We start from the raw sequence: 16,259 nt of genomic DNA on the forward strand, positions 1-16,259 counted from the left end.
TCTCGCCTGCTCGTTATCATTGCCGAAAGAATAGTCTGTTGCTGTCGTTGGGGCAATGCGCGAGGTAGATCAGGGTGCGCTCCGCAGGCGGTCCCGCAATTCGAACTTCTGGATCTTCCCGGTCGAGGTTTTGGGCAACTCGCAAAACTCGACCATCTTTGGTGTTTTGAACCCGGCCAGACGGCTGCGCACAAAAGCGATCAGCTCTTCTTCTGTCACCGTCGCCCCTACTTTCACTTCGACGAAGGCGCAAGGGACTTCGCCCCATGTGTCATCCGGTTTTGCGACCACGGCACAAAGGCTGACGGCGGGATGGTGCATCAGTGTGCCTTCGACCTCGACCGAACTGACATTTTCGCCACCCGAGATGATGATGTCCTTTGCGCGGTCCGTGATGCGGATATATCCGTCTGGCGTCTGATGCGCGATGTCGCCGGAATGGAAGTAACCACCCGTGAAGGCTTCGCGGGTGGCATCGGGGTTCTTCAGATAGCCTTTCATGACCGAATTACCTCGGATCATGATCTCGCCAATGGTTTCGCCATCCATCGGCACCTGCTCCATCGTTTCGGGCGACAGCACGGTGATATCTTCCATCTGCGGCATAGCGATGCCGGTGCGTGCTTTCATCGACGCCTTTTCATCCTGCGAAAGCGTGTCCCATTCCGGACCGTTCCACAGGCATTCGGTGACGTGTCCATAGGTCTCGGTTAGGCCATAGACCTGCATAACGTTGAAGCCCAGTGGTTCGATCGCGCCTAGGGTGGCCGCGGCGGGTGGGGCGCCTGCAGTAAAGACCTCAACCGTGTGATCGAAGGTGCGACGTTCCTTATCTGGCGCATTCACGATCATGTTCAGTACGATCGGAGCGCCGCCGAAATGGGTTACGCCTTCATCCGCAATCGCGTCATAGATCGCCTTTGCCGTTATGTCTCGACAACAAACCACGGTTCCGCCGAGCGCAGGGATCATCCAGGAGTGGTTCCAGTTGTTGCAGTGAAACAGCGGTACAATGGTCAGATAACGCGGATACAGCGTCATGCCCCAACTGATCGGCGTACCCATCGTCATCAGATAGGCCCCGCGATGATGGCAGACGACGCCCTTGGGTCGCCCGGTTGTGCCAGAGGTGTAATTCAGGGCAAGGCTTTCCCACTCGTCCTGCGGCATAATCCAATTAAAATCTGCATCGCCTTCGTCTAGCAGGTCTTCGTATTCGAGGTGGTTTCCGGTGGCTGGAAAACCTGCTGCTGGGTCCGCGACCTCGACAATCAAGGGGGCAGGATTTCCTTTCTCGGTCAATTGGCTGATCGCCTGTTCGGCCAGCGGCAGAAGCTGGGTGTCAACCAGCACAGCACGGGCTTCGCCATGGGCAAATATGTAAGCCACCGTGTCCACATCCAGCCGCGTGTTTATCGTGTTCAAAACTGCACCGCAGGCCGGGACGCCAAAACTGGCTTCCACATGCGCCAGTATGTTGGGAAGTAGCGTAGCGACCACGTCGCCCGGTTTGATCCCCCGTCCTGCCAGCGCCGAAGCCAGCCGCGTGACCCGCGCGTAATACTGTGCGTAGGTCAAACGTCGTGCGCCATACACCAGTGCCTCGCGCTTCGGAAACACCCGCGCCGCGCGTCTGAGATGCGATAAAGGCGTCAGGGGCACAAAGTTTGCCGCGCATTTGTCCAACCCGGTTTCGTCAGCCGTCCAGCCCATCGGTGTTTCTCCCTGTCTTGATCCGACCTTTAGGTCGTGTATGTCGTTTTTGAAGCAGACCAGAACGATACCCACGTGGTCAATGCTAAGGACACAAAGAATGAGGGCGAAAAACGACATGTCAGGCAATCGAACGCTGGTTGCAGCGGCGACAATTTGTTTGGCAATGTTCCTTCTAGGGTTCTTTGACAATTTCGTTGCGCTGATCGCACGCGATCTTGGCCTTTGGCAGTTTCATCTGATGCGCGCAATCATGGCCGTAGGCCTTCTTGTGCTTCTGTCAATGGCTGGGCAGGCCCGGTTGAGACCCATCCGCCGTTGGGCAGTGATGGTTAGGGGTGGTTTCGCGGCCATTGCGATGCTGATTTACTTTGGTTGTCTGGCGTTCCTTCCCATCGGACAGGTCGCCGCCGGGTTGTTCACTGCTCCCATTTGGGTGTTGCTGATCGGTGCCCTCTTTTTTGGTCATCCGGTCGGCGTCACGCGCATCGGTGCCGCAGTTGTCGGATTTGCGGGCGTGTTGATCGTGCTTGATCCGTTTGTAAACGGTCTTGATCCTGTCGCCTTTGTTCCAGTAGCAGCCGGGTTCTTCTATGCCATCGGAGGGATCGCCACGCGCCAATGGTGCGAAGGTGAAAGCGCCTTGTCGATGCTGCTGTATTTCTTTCTGGCATTGGGGTTGTTCGGATTAATCGGTTCGGTGGTCATGTTGGTGTGGGCGCATGAAGTGCCCATCGGTGCCGAAGGGTTCATCATGCGTGGCATGGTCTGGCCAACGCCAATGGGCTGGGGGCTGACCGTGATGCAGGCAGTGGGATCCCTGGTCGCTGTCGGTCTAATTTTCAAAGGCTATCAGATGGGTGATGCCGCGCAGGTGGCGATCTATGAATACCTTCTGCTGCCGTTCGCGGCAGGGTGGAGCTTCGTGTTGTTTGGCGATCCCATTCCCGCCAGTGCGGTATTGGGGATGGCGCTGATCATTGTTTCAGGTGCGATCATTTCCTTACGCTCGCGCACTGTATGAATACAAGCTATGGTCGTGGCATGATCATCTCGCAGGGGCGTCGATATATCTTCATACATCCGCCAAAAACCGGCGGGACTTCCCTTGCGCTGGCGCTTGAGGCGCGAGCGATGAAGGACGACATCATGTTGGGCGATACCCCGAAAGCAGTTCGGCGACGCAGACGGATGAAACATGTCCAATCCTCGGGTCGACTTTGGAAACACTCTAAGCTGCGCGACATATATGGTGTGGTGACGCAGGATCAGATCGACGCCTATTTTATTGTAACGTTGGTGCGAAATCCTTGGGATAGGCTGGTCAGCTACTATCATTGGCTCAAGGCACAGCATTTCGATCATCCGGCGGTTGATCTTGCCCATGCGTTGACGTTCTCAGAGTTTCTGAACCACCAACACACGATTGACAGCTTTGTCGCTGCCCCGATCGAAAGCTATGTGCAGGATCAGAACGGTCGGGAACGTTGCGATCTATTTGCACGAACCGAGGCTTTGTCCGTTGATCTTGCCCCGTTCGAGGCACATCTGGGATTTAAGCTTGGTCCAATGCCCCACGAGAACAAATCTGACCGCCACACAGATTATCGCAGTTACTACAGCGACAGCGATGCTGGGCTTGTCGCTGACATCTGCTCAAGGGATGTTCAGCGGTTCTCTTACAAATTCTGACTGTCAAATATTGGCGCAATGAAAAGCGGCCCGTGCAATTGCACGGGCCGTTACGCAAACAGTCTGGTAGAATAAAACTGCGCACCATCTACAAACTACAACTCCAACCAATCGTTATTCTACGAAGACTTTATGCGGCGTTTGCAGAGGTATCGAAACGGCCATAGAAGGTCTCTCCTTTATCTGCCAGATCACGCAGCAGGGCAGGGGTGGTGAACCGGGCGCCATGCGCTTGGGTCAAGTTGTCGCAAATCTCGACCGCTTTGTCTGCGCCGATCATGTCCAGCCAGCTGAACGGTCCACCGGACCATGGCGCGAAGCCCCAGGCCAGGATCGCACCCACGTCGCCTTCGCGGATGTCTTCCAGCACACCTTCTTCCAGCGCACGGACAGCTTCCAGCACCTGGCTCATCATCAGACGGTGCTTCACTTCAGTCAGGTCAGGCTGATCGTCTGCCAGCGGGAACTTGTCGCCAAGACCTTCCCACAAACCAGTGCGCTTGCCCTTTTCGTCATAGTTATAGAAACCTGCGTTCGACTTGCGACCCAAGCGGCCTTCGTCCGCCATCCAGAAGATGATGTCGTCCACGGCACCGTCGGGGTAATCGTCGCCCATCGCGGCCTTGGTGGCCTTGGCAATTTTCACACCCAAATCAATCGAGGTCTCATCAACCAACTGCAGCGGTCCCACCGGGAAGCCCAGCAGTTTCGCGGCACCTTCGACCAGCGCAGGCGACACGCCCTCGCCAACCATGCGCATCCCTTCGTTGATGTAGGGAATGATGCAGCGGTTGCAGTAGAAGAAGCGCGCGTCGTTGACGACAATCGGCGTCTTGCGGATTTGGCGCACATAGTCCAGCGCCTTGGCCACCGCACGCGGGCCGGTTTCCTTACCCTTGATGATCTCGACCAGCATCATGCGTTCAACAGGGCTGAAGAAGTGGATGCCGATGAACTGATCCGGGCGTTCAGACGCCTTTGCCAGCTCGGTGATCGGCAGGGTCGAGGTGTTCGTGGCATAGATGCAGTCTGGGCCCACCACGGCCTCGACCTTTTTGGTCATTTCGGCCTTTACGCCCACGTCCTCGAACACCGCTTCGATGATCAGGTCCGCACCCTTGAGGGCCTCCAGATCAGTGGTGGCAGTGATGGCCGACAGAACGGCCTCTTTCTTCTCAGGCGTGGCTTTCTTGCGGGCGATGCCTTTGTCCAGATAGCCCTCGGAATAGGCTTTGCCTCGGTCGGCCGCTTCTTGGGTTTGGTCGATCAGGACGACTTCCATCCCGGCCATGGCGGAAACCAACGCGATGCCAGCCCCCATCATGCCCGCGCCCAATACGCCGACTTTCTTGACCGACTGGTCAGCCACGTCTTTCGGACGCACAGCGCCTTTTTCAAGCGCTTGCTTATTGATGAAGAGCGAGCGGATCATGGCGCTGGATGACGGGTTCATCAGCACGTTCACGAACCAGCGACATTCCACGCGCAGCGCGTCGTCAAAGGGCACCATTGCGCCTTCATAGACGGCTGCCAGCAACGCCTTGGCTGCCGGATAGACGCCATTGGTCTTGCCGTGGATCATCGCAGCCGCCCCCACGAAGGTCTGGAACCCAGCGGGGTGATAGGGCGCGCCGCCGGGCATTTTGTAGCCCTTGGCGTCCCACGGTTTCACGATGTCGGCGTCGGTGGCGTTCAGAACCCACTCTTTCGCGCGGGCTTGCAGTTCATCGGGCGCGACAACCTCGTCGATCAGGCCAGCCGCTTTCGCTTTGTCTGGCGAAACAGTCTTGCCTTCCAAAAGGAATGGCGCCGCCGCCATCGCACCCATTTTGCGCACAAGACGGGTGGTGCCGCCTGCGCCGGGGAAGATGCCGACCATGATTTCCGGCAGGCCGATCTTGGCCTTCGGATTGTCCGCCGCAATGATGCGGTGACAGGATAGCGGGATTTCCAGACCGATGCCAAGCGCGATGCCGGGCAGGGCGGCGACAATCGGTTTGCCGCCTTTGTTGGTCTTGGGGTCCATGCCTGCGCGTTCGATCTTGCGCAGCACACCGTGCATACCCATGACACCGTCAAACAGACCCTTTGCCGGGTTGTCGCCCGCATCATTCTTCATCTGCGCGATGACGTTCAGGTCCATTCCACCGGCAAAGTCCTTCTTCGCCGAGGTGATGATCGCGCCTTTCACGGCGTCGTCTGCCAGAACGGTGTCGATATGGGCGTCCAGCTCGCGAAGCGCGTCATAGGACAGCACGTTCATGGATTTGTTGGGGACATCCCAAGTGATGGTGGCGACGCCATCGGCGTCCACGGAATAGTGAAAATCAGCCATAATAACGTCTCCTTCTTACACGCGTTCAAGAATGGTTGCGGCACCCATGCCCGAGCCGATGCAAAGCGTGGCCAGACCGGTTTCTTTGTCAGAACGCTCCATTTCGTCCAGCAGGGCGCTGAGGATCATCGCACCAGTGCCGCCCAGCGGGTGGCCCATGGCGATGGCGCCGCCGTTCACGTTCACCTTGTTGGTGTCGGCGTCGAAGGCTTGGATGAAACGTAGAACGACGGAGGCAAACGCCTCGTTCACCTCAAACAGGTCGATGTCGCCGAAATCCATGCCAGCGGCTTGCAGCACGCGTTCTGTGGCCGGAACAGGGCCAGTCAGCATGATCGTGGGATCGGTGCCGACTTTCGATGTCGCTTTGACTCGCGCGCGCGGCTTCAGTCCGTGGCGTTCGCCGAATTCCTTGTTGCCGATCAGGATGGCGGCAGAGCCATCCGCGATACCCGACGAGTTGCCCGCGTGGTGCACGTGGTTGATACGCTCAAGATGCGGGTATTTCAGCAGGGCCACAGCGTCAAAGCCCGGCATCGCCTCACCCATCGCCTTGAAGGACGGGTTCAGTCCGCCCAGCGTTTGCATGGTGGTTTCGCGGATCATCTGATCCTCGGACATGATCTCAAGGCCGTTCTGATCAAGCACTGGAATGATTGCCTTGAATCGTCCATCGGCGCGGGCCGCGGCAGCGCGTTTCTGGCTTTCGACGGCATAAGCGTCGCATTCGTCGCGGGAGAACCCGTATTCGGTCGCAATGATGTCGGCCGAGATGCCCTGAGGCACGAAATAGGCTTTCATCGCCAGATGCGGATCGGCCGCAATCGCGCCGCCATCCATACCCATCGGAACGCGGCTCATGCTTTCGACGCCTCCAGCGATATAGGCATCACCTGCGCCGCCCTTCACTTGGTTGGCGGCCATGTTCACAGCTTCCAGACCCGAGGCGCAGAACCGGTTGATCGACACGCCCGGAATACGCTCGTCCAGATCGGAATACAGCACCGAGGAGCGGGCCAAACAGGCACCTTGTTCACCCACTTGGGTCACGTTGCCCCAGATCACATCCTCGACGGCATGGCCGTCCAGATTGTTGCGCTCTTTCAGTGCGTTTAGCGCAATAGCGGATAGGCGCACGGCGGTCACCTCGTGCAAGGTGCCGTCTTTCTTGCCCTTGCCACGCGGGGTGCGCACGGCGTCATAGATATAGGCGTCGGTCATCATTCGTCCTTTCGAGATCACGCGCGGTCCGCAGGGGAGCCGGGCATCAGGTCATAGGGGTGTTTCCAGCCGGGCGTTTCCGAAATTCGGGTCAACCAAGCGTCAATTGCGGGCCATTCGGCACGGTCAAAGCCGAAAGGTTCAGGGTAGAAAAGGTATCCACAGCACGAAATATCAGCGAGCGTGATGGCATCGCCAACCAGCCAGTCGCTGTGTGAAAGCTCACCTTCCAAAACTTTGTAAGCGCCTTTCAAACGAGCTTGATTGAAGGCGATCACTTCGGCTGGGCGTTTATCTTCGGGGATAAAGTTCATCAAGAACCGGGTGTTGCCTGCCACCGACGACATCTTGTGATTGTCCCAAAACTGCCAACGCAGAATCTCGCGGCGCTCGTTTGCGCTGCGTCCGCCTAGTTTGCCGGATTTCGATGACACATAGTCCTGGATGACGCCTGATTGTGACAGGGTTACATCCCCGTCGATCATCACCGGAACTTCTCCCATTGGGTTTAGCATGCGAAAATCTGAGCTGCGACTTTCACCGTTGAAAAAATCGACGAACACCGGTTCCCATTCAAGACCGGACAATTCCAGCGTCAACGCAGCTTTGTAAGCGTTGCCGCTTTCCCCGAAACAATAGAGTTTGATCGTCATCCTGTCCTCCCATTATGCGAGTGGTTGCCGGGGGCGCTGCCCCCGGACCCCCCGGGATATTTTGAACAAGAAAAAACGGGTGCGCTTTTTCTTGTCCGAAATATCCCCGCCGGAGGCTCCGAGTGCGCCTCCGGTGGTGTGGTCAGCGTTTACGCGCATCAAGTTCCGAATTGAACAGCCGCAATCGGGCCGTCAGGTTTTCCTGATCCGTCACACTGTCGAAATGCTCGAAGAGAAAGGACAGGGCTTCACCTTCATCAAGCCCTGCCTCTTTCGCGAAACGCCTGAGCCGACGGTAACCATCCTCTGTCATTGCACAGGGGAAACGACGGGTCAGTTTAAAACGTTTCGGCATAATCTCTCCTTGCTTGGTTTGCGCGGCTTAGAACGCGTCCGCGTCTAGAGCCATCACGGTATCCGCGCCGCTTTCGATGCGGGCCAAATGCATACCCGTGGTGGGCAGACGTCGTGCCATATAGTAGCGCGCGGTTGCCAGCTTGGTCTCATAGAACGTGGCGTCAGTCGCGTCACTTGCAAGGGCGTCCAGCGCTGCACGCGCCTGTTGAGCCCAAGCATAACCCAGGCAGACATGGCCAAACAGGTGCATGAAGTCATAGCTGCCTGCCAGCGCGTGGTTGGGGTTCTTCATACCGTTCTGCATGAAAAACATCGACGCGGATTGCAGGTGTTTCGATGCAGTTTTCAGCGGTTCGATGAAGTCTTTCATCTCGTCGCCATGCTGATCCTTGCAATAGGATTTAATCAGTTCGAAGAAGGCCATGACATGTTTTCCGCCGTCAGCGGCAAGCTTGCGACCCACAAGGTCCAGCGCCTGAACACCGTTGGCACCTTCATAGATTTGCGCAATGCGAGCATCGCGGACGAACTGGCTCATGCCATGTTCTTCGATGTAGCCGTGACCACCATAGATTTGTTGAGCCAGCACGGTCATGTCGAACCCCTGATCGGTCAGAAAGCCTTTCAGAACCGGCGTCATCAGGCTGATCAGGCCGTCAGCCTCTTTGTCGTCGGAACGATGTGCCTGGTCGATCAGCTGGGCTCCCCACAGCAAGAAACCACGCGCACCTTCGATGAAACTTTTCTGATCCATCAGCGAGCGGCGGATATCCGGATGCACGATCAGCGGATCGGCGGGGCCGTCTGGGTTTTTCACGCCGGTAACGTCGCGGCCTTGCAGACGGTCTTTGGCGTAGATGACAGCATTCTGATACGCGGCTTCGGCTTGCGCAAGGCCTTGCATGGCGACGCCCAGCCGTGCCTCGTTCATCATCGTGAACATCGCGCGCATGCCTTTGTGCATGTCGCCCAGCAAGTAACCGGTTGCCTCGTCATAGTTCATGACGCAGGTCGAGTTGCCGTGGATGCCCATCTTATGCTCGATATTGCCGACACTCACGCCGTTGCGTGCCCCGACCGAGCCGTCTTCGTTCAAATTGAACTTTGGTACGATGAACAGGCTGACACCTTTGATGCCTTCGGGGCCACCGGGGATTTTTGCCAGTACAAGGTGAATGACGTTGTCTGACATGTCATGATCGCCAGCCGATATAAAGATTTTCTGGCCCGACACTTTGTAGCTGCCATCGTCCTGTGGTTCTGCCTTGGTGCGCATGAGACCCAGATCGGTACCGCAATGCGGTTCGGTCAGGTTCATCGTGCCGGTCCATTCACAGCTGATCATCTTGGGCAAGTACGTGGCCTTCTGCTCGTCCGTACCATGCGCCAGGATAGCTGAAGCCGCACCGTGTGTCAGACCTTGATACATCGTGAATGCTTGGTTGGCGGCAGAGAACATCTCACCCACTGCTGTGCCCAACAGCACCGGCATGTTCTGGCCGCCAAATTCTTCTGGCATGTCCAGCCCGGTCCAGCCGCCTTCTTTCATCTGTTCGAACGCATCTTTGAACCCGGTAGGGGTGTAGACGACGCCATTTTCCAGCCGACAGCCTTCCTGATCACCGACGACGTTCAGGGGTGTCAGCACTTCGCTGGCCACTTTTCCGGCCTCTTCCAGAACCGCACCGGTGAAATCGGGTTCCAGTTCGTCGTAACCGGGGATGTTCAGTTTGTCCGCCTTGAGCACTTCATGCAGAAGGAAGGCCATATCCTTGGTTGGCGCGGTGTAGCTGGGCATTGAGGTCGTCCTTGTCCTAAGTCTTATTGGTCATCATCCAGTGAAGCGATCTTGTCGTTCACCCATTGCAACTGGTTCGTCAGATCATCTATGGCGTCGTCCAAATCAGCCCTTTGACGCTTTAGGTCCTCAAGATGCCCTTGGGCCACGTCATAGGTTCGCTTCAGTTGTGTCTTCTGCTGATCGCCGCGATCGTAAAGGTCCAGCAACTGCCGGATCTCTTCCAGTGAAAAACCGAAACGTTTACCGCGCAGGATCAGTTTTAGGCGTGCGCGATCACGCTTGGTAAACAGCCGTTTCTGCCCTTCACGAATGGGTGCGATAAGTTCTTTCGCCTCGTAAAAGCGCAACGTACGTGCGGTGACTTCGAAGGCATCGCACATTTGCCGAATGGTCATTAGTTCGTCGGTCATACTAGCTCCAATCTTTACCCGACGCCGGTCGTGTCGTCTGACCAGCACGTCATACAATATAAGTTTACGTTGACGTAAATGTAACGTGGCGTCAGAGCTTTTCTTGTCGTTACGTAACGTCGAAAATCTTCATGCATGACGCAAGGGTATGGTTTTTAACAGAAAACGGGGTGCCGCAGGGTCAGCGTGAAAACGCGGGTTTCTTCGTTAAAATCCGAATCCCGAATGAAACAAGGGGAATCGGCGTGTTCTAGGTCAGTGCCTGAGCCACGTCATCACGCAGTTTCTGAAGATCTTTAATGCTTTCCGACAGCTCTTTCTGCTGGCTGCGCAGGTCAACAAGTTGCCGGTCGGCAAGTTCAACCCACGCACGGTTTTGCGCGTCGGTTCCTTTTTCATCGTAGATCAGAAGCCACTGCCGCAACTCTTCCAGCGAAAACCCGAACCGCCGTCCACGCAGAATCAGCGTCATGCGCGCCACTTCGCGTGGAGTATAGAAGCGAGCGCGACCTTCTTTCATGGGACTCAGAAGTTCGATGTACTCGTAGTATCTGAGCGTGCGCGGCGTCACGTCGAACTTCGCACACATTTCCTTGAAGGTCAGGCGGTCTTCGGTCATCGGTGCCCCATTTCCAATCTCTGTAAGGCACAGCGTAAAGGACCGGCGCATGGGGCGCAATTGCGTAGAAGCACCTGCTTCTGTCGGATAAGCTTAATTCATGAAGTTAGGGGCTAGAAAGAAGAACGCATAGGCGACAATCAAGGCTGGGATCGTTGAGTAGAGTGTGGCCATCACGGCAGCTTTTGGGTTCAAGGCGATCGCAGGGAACAAGGCATCGCCGTCGTTTGAGATTGCATTGCCCATCAATGCCGCAAACGGAATAACGCCATTCAAGAAAAGTGTGGCCACCAGAACTTGCGGTCCACAGCCCGGGATCAGGCCGACCAAGACAGCCATGAGCGGCAAAAGCGGTGCGATCGACTGGAACAAAAGTTCGATGTCCAGGCCGGCAAACTCTGCGACATAGTCATATGCCAGATAAGCTCCGATCACCCAGACAGAGATGAAGCTGGTTTCCTCGGCCATGCGCGTCAACGGGCTGTCGCTAGCGTTTGTCATTGCGGCCAGCTGCGATGTGGCCCAAATGGTCAGCCCCAGAAAGGTTCCAATCAGCGCAAGCCATTGGACAGGAACACTGACTATCGAATTGATTTCGACCTGTCCAAGCTGAGCAACCCCAACGATGAAACCTGGTATAGCGATCAGCAGATATGCGACGTCTTGTGGGCGGGTGCGCCCGATCAGAGGTGCAAGCTCGCAACTGGCAAGATTACTTGCGCGGTATTCTACCTTGTGAAACCGGTCAACCAACCAACCCGACAGAATGCCCACGACCAACGAAAGTGGCAGCACTACAAGAGCTGCGTCCGGGCGGGTTGCGATCAGAAGGAAGGCGGCATCGCCCATGGTAGCGGTCAAGGTCGCAACTACTGCCCCAAATCCAACATGACCGGAACTGTATGCCGCCACCACGACAACGGCTCCGCCACAACCGGGTGTAGTGCCTAAAAGTGCTGCCAGGGGCACTTGAGCCCCGCGTGCTTTGGACAGGCTTTCGCCGATGTCGAAATTGAACAGCCTTTCAGCGCCATAGAACAGTAAAAGCGTTGCCGCCACAAAGACAGAGACCTGAACATAGGCGTCGGTCATCAACTCACGCGTCAATTCGCCAAGCTGTCCCGGCGCAACAGCCAGAACAAGCATGATTGCCAATACCAAAAGGCGTTTTGGTCGCAATTTCCCCATCGGGGCCGTAAGGGTGGTGACGTCTGACATGGATACTCTTGCAATTGAGAATAATTCTTAATTGCGAAAGTAAGGGCTGGACGCGCGTTTTGCAAGAGCCAATAAATGGCGGAACATGACAAAAGGGAAACTGTGATGATCAAAGGTCTTACTCCCGAAAGGAAGGCGGAAATTGCTCGCAAATTTACCGAGGCAATTCCGCATTGCGGGGCTTTGGGCATGACCCTTGACGAATTGGGGGACGGTGAGGCGGTGATGTCCATGCCGTATGATCCCCGTTTTATCGGCGATCCGCGTTCAGGGGTGATTCACGGCGGCGCGGTCTCGGCGCTGATGGATACTTGTTGCGGGTCGGCAGTGATGAGCCATCCTGACGCCCCTGCTTTTACTGCCACGATAGATCTGCGTATTGACTACATGCGTCCTGCGACGCCAGGGCAAAGGATCACGGCGCGCGCCACGTGCTATCACGTCACGCGTTCGGTTGCTTTTGTGCGCGCGGTGGCGCTGGACGAAGATAAAAGTCGTCCGGTTGCCACTGCAACGGGTGCCTTCTCTGCGGATGGGGATCCGAAGCGGCGATCCACAGAAATCTCGTCTGAAATCAGCGGGGGCGATGTGTCATGAGCAGTTCATCAAAGCGCCCGCGCCCCGAACCGGTCGAAGTGGTCAAAAAGCGACGCGATGCCACCCTATCGGCGCTGGTCGATAGCGTGCCGTATCTGAGTTTTCTAGGTATCACCGTTGAACGCCACGGGGACGAACTGACGGCAGTTCTTCCTTTCTCGGACAAGCTGATTGGCAACCCGTTGTTGCCCGCCATTCACGGCGGTGTTACGGCGGCCTTTCTTGAGACTGCCGCAGTGATCGAACTGAGCTGGGTGTCGCTGTGGGAGGATATGGAGACTGGCAAACTGGACCCTGGCACATTGGGGCCAGACAATCTGCCTTATCTGCCCAAGACGATCGACTTTTCGATCGACTATCTTCGCTCTGGCCTGCCACGTGACGCATATGCGCGGGCGCGGATCGTGCGGCAGGGCCGGCGGTATGCTTCGGTGCATGTTGAGGCATGGCAGGACAATCGTAACAAGTTATATGCACAGGCGACCGGCCATTTTCTGATGCCCAGCAAATGACCACGCGCGTACTGCAGATCACCCACCGCCGTATTCTGGCGGTTGCGGGACCAATTGTGCTGTCCAATGTAACGGTTCCAATTCTGGGCATTGTGGATACCGGTGTGATCGGTCAGTTGGGCGAGGCGGCCCCTATTGGCGCGGTAGGGATCGGTGCCGTCATAATATCGACCTTCTATTGGGTGTTCGGATTCCTGCGAATGGGCACCACCGGTCTGACCGCGCAAGCCTATGGGGCAGGTCGAATGGGTGAAGTGTCGGCCATGCTGACCCGCGCTGTGTTGATCGCGGTAACGGCGGGACTTGCTCTGATCCTGCTGCAGATCCCCGTGTTCTGGGCTGCATTCAAACTGGCCCCGGCCTCGGTCGAGGTTGAGAGCATGGCGCGGGACTATCTGGCGATCCGTATTTGGGGTGCACCGTTCGCCATTGCGATGACGGCCTTCACCGGCTGGCTGATCGCGTTGGAGCGGACACGCTCCATCCTCGTTCTGCAGGTGGCAATGAACGGCATCAACATCGTTCTGGATGTTTGGTTCGTATTGGGGCTGGGCTGGGGGATCCAAGGGGTCGCCATCGCGACCTTGATTGCCGAAATCGGCGGCGCAGTCTTCGCCTTGTGGCTATGCCGGGACGTGTTCGCCAATGCGGCATGGCGTGATCGGGCGCGGGTACTGGACGCGGAAACCCTGAAGCGCATGGCTATCGTGAACAGCGACATCCTCATCCGGTCATTGTTGCTGACGGCAATTTTCACCAGCTTTATGTTTTTCGGCGCCCGCTTTTCGGATGTGGAACTGGCGGCCAATCAGATATTGCTCCAATTCTTGAATGTGACCGCATTTGCGATGGACGGTTTTGCATTCGGTGCGGAAACCTTTGTTGGGCAGGCGCTGGGCGCAAGAAACCGTGCCGGGCTTCGCCGTGCGGCAATCATGTCCAGCCAGTGGGGCGCAGGCATATCCGTGGTTTTGGCATTGGGGTTCTTGGCGTTCGGCGGCATGGCCATTGACCTGATGACCACCGCAGAAGACGTTCGCGTGGCAGCGCGCGCGTTCCTGATCTATATGGTCCTTGCACCGTTGGTGGGTTGGCCATCTTGGATGTTGGACGGGATATTTATCGGCGCGACCCGAACAGCAGACATGCGTAATATGATGGTGGTGTCCGGAGCAATCTATGTGGCGGCCGTGCTGACACTGATGCCGCTTATCGGCAATCACGGACTGTGGCTAGCGTTACTGATCTCGTTCATCGCGCGCGGTATCACGCTTGGTCTGCGCTACCCCGCGTTGGAGCGGACCGTCTCTTAAAGGATCTCAATCACGCTTTCGGGCGGTCGACCGATCCGGGCCTTGCCGTCTTTGAGCACAATGGGGCGTTCGATCAGGATCGGGTGCGCCACCATGGCCGCGATCAGGCCGTCATCGGGGCTGTCCTTGGTTAATCCAAGCTCTTTGAACTGCTTTTCACCCGTCCGCATGATCGCAATGGGTGCAGCGTCCAGAGCGGTCAGAACGGATCGCAGGGTGGCGGCATCCGGGGCGTCCTCCAGATACCGTCGCACGATGAACTCTTCGCCCCGTTCCTCAAGGATCGCCAGTGTCTGTCGCGATTTCGAACAGCGCGGGTTGTGCCAAATCTCGGTCATAGCCAGTCCCTTCGTCCGGTTCCGACGGCGTCCGCGACATGAGCGAACCCGTCTCGTTCCAACAGTACATCCAGTCCCAACGCAATATCTTCCACAAGGCTTAGACCCTTGTAGGCCAGCGACGAATAAAGCTGCACGATCGAAGCCCCCGCGCGGATTTTCTGATACGCATCTTCCGCCGAGGCAATGCCACCAACCCCGATCAGGGGCATGGTGCTATCGGTCAATTCAGACAATCGGGCCAGAACGCGGGTGGATCTCTCAAACAATGGGTGGCCAGACAGCCCTCCCGCCTCTCGCTTGAAAGGGCTTTTAAGACCATCGCGGGACAGGGTGGTGTTAGTGGCAATTATGGCATCAACATCCACTTCTTGCGCCACGCCTGCAACCTCTGTCAGTTCGGCATCGGTCAGGTCAGGTGCGATCTTCAGAAAAACTGGCGTGTATTTATCCTGACCCTCGCGTGCGGCCAGCACGTCGGACAACAGCCCCCGCAATGCGTCTGCTCCTTGCAGATCGCGCAGCTTTTCAGTGTTGGGTGAGCTGACATTGACGGTGGCGAAATCGACATAGGGGGCGCATGTTTTGAACACATGGACATAGTCGGCTGCGCGATCTTTACTGTCCTTGTTAGCCCCAAGGTTCAAGCCCACCGGCACAGGGCGGCGGCGTGACCGGCGGGTCAGACGTGCTGCTGCGGCCTCCATCCCTTCATTGTTGAACCCGAAACGGTTGATCACGGCCTGATCTTCGGTCAGGCGAAACAGACGCGGTTTGGGGTTACCCGGTTGCGGGCGGGGGGTGACGGCACCCACCTCGATAAAGCCAAAGCCCGCTTGCGTGAGGGCGTCGACAACGGTCGCGTTCTTGTCATAGCCAGCAGCAAGCCCCACAGGGTTGGTCATCTCCATCCCGCAGAACGTGGTTTTCAACCTGTCCGAGGTCACGATGCCCGGCATCGGAACGACACCAGCCTTCATCGCCATCAATGCCAGCGAATGCGAGCGTTCAGGGTCAACCTGATGCAAGAGCTTCAGTCCGATTTTCTCGATCAAATTCATGCAAGACACTCGGGAAATTTGTGCCCGTCGGGGCTTAACGGTAATGCGCGATGCCACATAACTTCGGACAGCATTAGCTCCCGGTAAAGATGGGGAAACAATGCGCCGCCACGTGATGGTTCCCACTTCAAGGCACTGCCCATGGCATCAGAATCAAACGCTACCAGTACCAAACCGTCTTCGCCCGCGAAATGCTTGGCCGCAGTTTCGGCCACCTGATCGGCGGTTGAAAAGTGAATGTAGCCATCCGTCAGATCGACAGGCGCACCCAGCGTTTTGCCTGTCGCCTCGAACGCCTGCCATTCTGCGGCGCGGAAAAGTTTGTAGATTTGCATGTCCCTGATGTGACGCGCGGGGCGAACTTCGTCAAGCCATGTTGGCTTTTCAAGGCAACAGGTCGCAGCGGGCCTGACATCTTG

At 56.9% G+C, this 16,259-nt stretch carries 17 protein-coding genes; 5 read left to right on the plus strand and 12 right to left on the minus strand.

The window, feature by feature from the left end; genetic code table 11:
- Window positions 1–69: 69 nt before the first annotated feature.
- Complete coding sequence (locus MWU51_RS02480) at window positions 70–1,713, minus strand: AMP-binding protein (RefSeq protein ID WP_247034282.1); 1,644 nt, start codon at window positions 1,711–1,713, stop codon at window positions 70–72.
- A 100-nt stretch (window positions 1,714–1,813) separates the two neighbouring features.
- On the opposite strand from MWU51_RS02480, the gene MWU51_RS02485 reads away from it, so the two are divergent.
- The gene (locus MWU51_RS02485) at window positions 1,814–2,737 is read left to right on the plus strand and encodes a DMT family transporter (RefSeq protein WP_247034283.1); all 924 of its coding nucleotides are present in this window, start codon (window positions 1,814–1,816) and stop codon (window positions 2,735–2,737) included.
- Window positions 2,734–3,405, plus strand: coding sequence for a sulfotransferase family 2 domain-containing protein (locus MWU51_RS02490; protein WP_247034286.1), 672 nt, complete (start codon window positions 2,734–2,736; stop codon window positions 3,403–3,405). The genes MWU51_RS02485 and MWU51_RS02490 overlap by 4 nt, the downstream gene beginning before the upstream one ends.
- Before the next feature lie 130 nt (window positions 3,406–3,535).
- On the opposite strand, the gene MWU51_RS02495 is transcribed toward MWU51_RS02490, so the two are convergent.
- The 8 genes from MWU51_RS02495 to MWU51_RS02530 form a co-directional block, all read right to left on the minus strand.
- Window positions 3,536–5,740 carry a 3-hydroxyacyl-CoA dehydrogenase NAD-binding domain-containing protein gene (locus MWU51_RS02495; protein ID WP_247034288.1) on the minus strand — a complete coding sequence of 735 codons (2,205 nt, stop codon included), beginning with the start codon at window positions 5,738–5,740 and terminating at the stop codon, window positions 3,536–3,538.
- Between the two features lie 15 nt (window positions 5,741–5,755).
- A complete protein-coding gene (locus tag MWU51_RS02500) occupies window positions 5,756–6,961 on the minus strand; it encodes an acetyl-CoA C-acetyltransferase (protein ID WP_247034290.1) in 1,206 nt (401 codons plus the stop codon).
- Between the two features lie 17 nt (window positions 6,962–6,978).
- A complete protein-coding gene (locus MWU51_RS02505; RefSeq protein WP_247034292.1) occupies window positions 6,979–7,614 on the minus strand; it encodes a glutathione S-transferase family protein in 636 nt (211 codons plus the stop codon).
- Between the two features lie 142 nt (window positions 7,615–7,756).
- Window positions 7,757–7,969 (minus strand): hypothetical protein, encoded by a 213-nt coding sequence (locus tag MWU51_RS02510; protein ID WP_247034294.1) that lies wholly within the window; start codon window positions 7,967–7,969, stop codon window positions 7,757–7,759.
- A 27-nt stretch (window positions 7,970–7,996) separates the two neighbouring features.
- Window positions 7,997–9,769 (minus strand): acyl-CoA dehydrogenase C-terminal domain-containing protein, encoded by a 1,773-nt coding sequence (locus MWU51_RS02515; RefSeq protein WP_247034296.1) that lies wholly within the window; start codon window positions 9,767–9,769, stop codon window positions 7,997–7,999.
- A gap of 23 nt (window positions 9,770–9,792) precedes the next feature.
- The gene (locus MWU51_RS02520; protein ID WP_247034298.1) at window positions 9,793–10,182 is read right to left on the minus strand and encodes a MerR family DNA-binding transcriptional regulator; all 390 of its coding nucleotides are present in this window, start codon (window positions 10,180–10,182) and stop codon (window positions 9,793–9,795) included.
- 250 nt (window positions 10,183–10,432) lie between these two features.
- A complete protein-coding gene (locus tag MWU51_RS02525; RefSeq protein WP_247034308.1) occupies window positions 10,433–10,801 on the minus strand; it encodes a MerR family DNA-binding transcriptional regulator in 369 nt (122 codons plus the stop codon).
- Between the two features lie 93 nt (window positions 10,802–10,894).
- Window positions 10,895–12,019: a putative manganese transporter gene (locus MWU51_RS02530; protein ID WP_247034310.1), complete on the minus strand. Its 1,125-nt coding sequence runs from the start codon at window positions 12,017–12,019 to the stop codon at window positions 10,895–10,897.
- Window positions 12,020–12,124: 105 nt separating this feature from the next.
- Here MWU51_RS02530 and MWU51_RS02535 point away from each other — a divergent pair, with 105 nt between their 5' ends.
- From MWU51_RS02535 to MWU51_RS02545, 3 genes are read left to right on the plus strand one after another with little or no spacing between them, the layout of a single operon-like run.
- Window positions 12,125–12,616 carry a PaaI family thioesterase gene (locus MWU51_RS02535; RefSeq protein WP_247034312.1) on the plus strand — a complete coding sequence of 164 codons (492 nt, stop codon included), beginning with the start codon at window positions 12,125–12,127 and terminating at the stop codon, window positions 12,614–12,616.
- Window positions 12,613–13,128, plus strand: a complete 516-nt coding sequence (locus tag MWU51_RS02540) for a PaaI family thioesterase (RefSeq protein WP_247034320.1) — start codon at window positions 12,613–12,615, stop codon at window positions 13,126–13,128. Before MWU51_RS02535 ends, MWU51_RS02540 begins: the two co-directional genes overlap by 4 nt.
- A complete protein-coding gene (locus MWU51_RS02545) occupies window positions 13,125–14,441 on the plus strand; it encodes an MATE family efflux transporter (protein WP_247034322.1) in 1,317 nt (438 codons plus the stop codon). Before MWU51_RS02540 ends, MWU51_RS02545 begins: the two co-directional genes overlap by 4 nt.
- Here the strand turns inward: MWU51_RS02545 and arsC are convergent.
- From arsC to MWU51_RS02560, 3 genes are read right to left on the minus strand one after another with little or no spacing between them, the layout of a single operon-like run.
- Window positions 14,438–14,779 carry an arsenate reductase (glutaredoxin) gene (gene arsC, locus MWU51_RS02550; RefSeq protein WP_247034324.1) on the minus strand — a complete coding sequence of 114 codons (342 nt, stop codon included), beginning with the start codon at window positions 14,777–14,779 and terminating at the stop codon, window positions 14,438–14,440. The genes MWU51_RS02545 and arsC overlap by 4 nt on opposite strands.
- Window positions 14,776–15,840: a quinone-dependent dihydroorotate dehydrogenase gene (locus MWU51_RS02555; protein WP_247034326.1), complete on the minus strand. Its 1,065-nt coding sequence runs from the start codon at window positions 15,838–15,840 to the stop codon at window positions 14,776–14,778. The genes arsC and MWU51_RS02555 overlap by 4 nt, the downstream gene beginning before the upstream one ends.
- Window positions 15,837–16,175, minus strand: a complete 339-nt coding sequence (locus tag MWU51_RS02560; RefSeq protein ID WP_247034334.1) for a DUF952 domain-containing protein — start codon at window positions 16,173–16,175, stop codon at window positions 15,837–15,839. The genes MWU51_RS02555 and MWU51_RS02560 overlap by 4 nt, the downstream gene beginning before the upstream one ends.
- Between the last annotated feature and the right edge of the window lie 84 nt (window positions 16,176–16,259).

The organism is Aliiroseovarius sp. F47248L (assembly GCF_023016085.1).
In the GTDB taxonomy this organism is placed as follows: Bacteria; Pseudomonadota; Alphaproteobacteria; order Rhodobacterales; family Rhodobacteraceae; genus Aliiroseovarius.

Excerpts from the sequence above, each read along its gene's own strand:
- MWU51_RS02525 (WP_247034308.1), bottom strand. The coding sequence starts at position 10,801 with ATGACCGAAGACCGCCTGACCTTCAAGGAAATGTGTGCGAAGTTCGAC.
- MWU51_RS02495 (WP_247034288.1), bottom strand. The coding sequence starts at position 5,740 with ATGGCTGATTTTCACTATTCCGTGGACGCCGATGGCGTCGCCACCATC.
- MWU51_RS02555 (WP_247034326.1), bottom strand. The coding sequence starts at position 15,840 with ATGAATTTGATCGAGAAAATCGGACTGAAGCTCTTGCATCAGGTTGAC.
- MWU51_RS02540 (WP_247034320.1), top strand. The coding sequence starts at position 12,613 with ATGAGCAGTTCATCAAAGCGCCCGCGCCCCGAACCGGTCGAAGTGGTC.
- MWU51_RS02485 (WP_247034283.1), top strand. The coding sequence starts at position 1,814 with ATGAGGGCGAAAAACGACATGTCAGGCAATCGAACGCTGGTTGCAGCG.
- MWU51_RS02480 (WP_247034282.1), bottom strand. The coding sequence starts at position 1,713 with ATGGGCTGGACGGCTGACGAAACCGGGTTGGACAAATGCGCGGCAAAC.
- MWU51_RS02530 (WP_247034310.1), bottom strand. The coding sequence starts at position 12,019 with ATGTCAGACGTCACCACCCTTACGGCCCCGATGGGGAAATTGCGACCA.
- MWU51_RS02490 (WP_247034286.1), top strand. The coding sequence starts at position 2,734 with ATGAATACAAGCTATGGTCGTGGCATGATCATCTCGCAGGGGCGTCGA.
- MWU51_RS02505 (WP_247034292.1), bottom strand. The coding sequence starts at position 7,614 with ATGACGATCAAACTCTATTGTTTCGGGGAAAGCGGCAACGCTTACAAA.
- MWU51_RS02535 (WP_247034312.1), top strand. The coding sequence starts at position 12,125 with ATGATCAAAGGTCTTACTCCCGAAAGGAAGGCGGAAATTGCTCGCAAA.
- MWU51_RS02520 (WP_247034298.1), bottom strand. The coding sequence starts at position 10,182 with ATGACCGACGAACTAATGACCATTCGGCAAATGTGCGATGCCTTCGAA.
- MWU51_RS02510 (WP_247034294.1), bottom strand. The coding sequence starts at position 7,969 with ATGCCGAAACGTTTTAAACTGACCCGTCGTTTCCCCTGTGCAATGACA.
- MWU51_RS02560 (WP_247034334.1), bottom strand. The coding sequence starts at position 16,175 with ATGCAAATCTACAAACTTTTCCGCGCCGCAGAATGGCAGGCGTTCGAG.
- MWU51_RS02500 (WP_247034290.1), bottom strand. The coding sequence starts at position 6,961 with ATGACCGACGCCTATATCTATGACGCCGTGCGCACCCCGCGTGGCAAG.
- MWU51_RS02545 (WP_247034322.1), top strand. The coding sequence starts at position 13,125 with ATGACCACGCGCGTACTGCAGATCACCCACCGCCGTATTCTGGCGGTT.
- arsC (WP_247034324.1), bottom strand. The coding sequence starts at position 14,779 with ATGACCGAGATTTGGCACAACCCGCGCTGTTCGAAATCGCGACAGACA.
- MWU51_RS02515 (WP_247034296.1), bottom strand. The coding sequence starts at position 9,769 with ATGCCCAGCTACACCGCGCCAACCAAGGATATGGCCTTCCTTCTGCAT.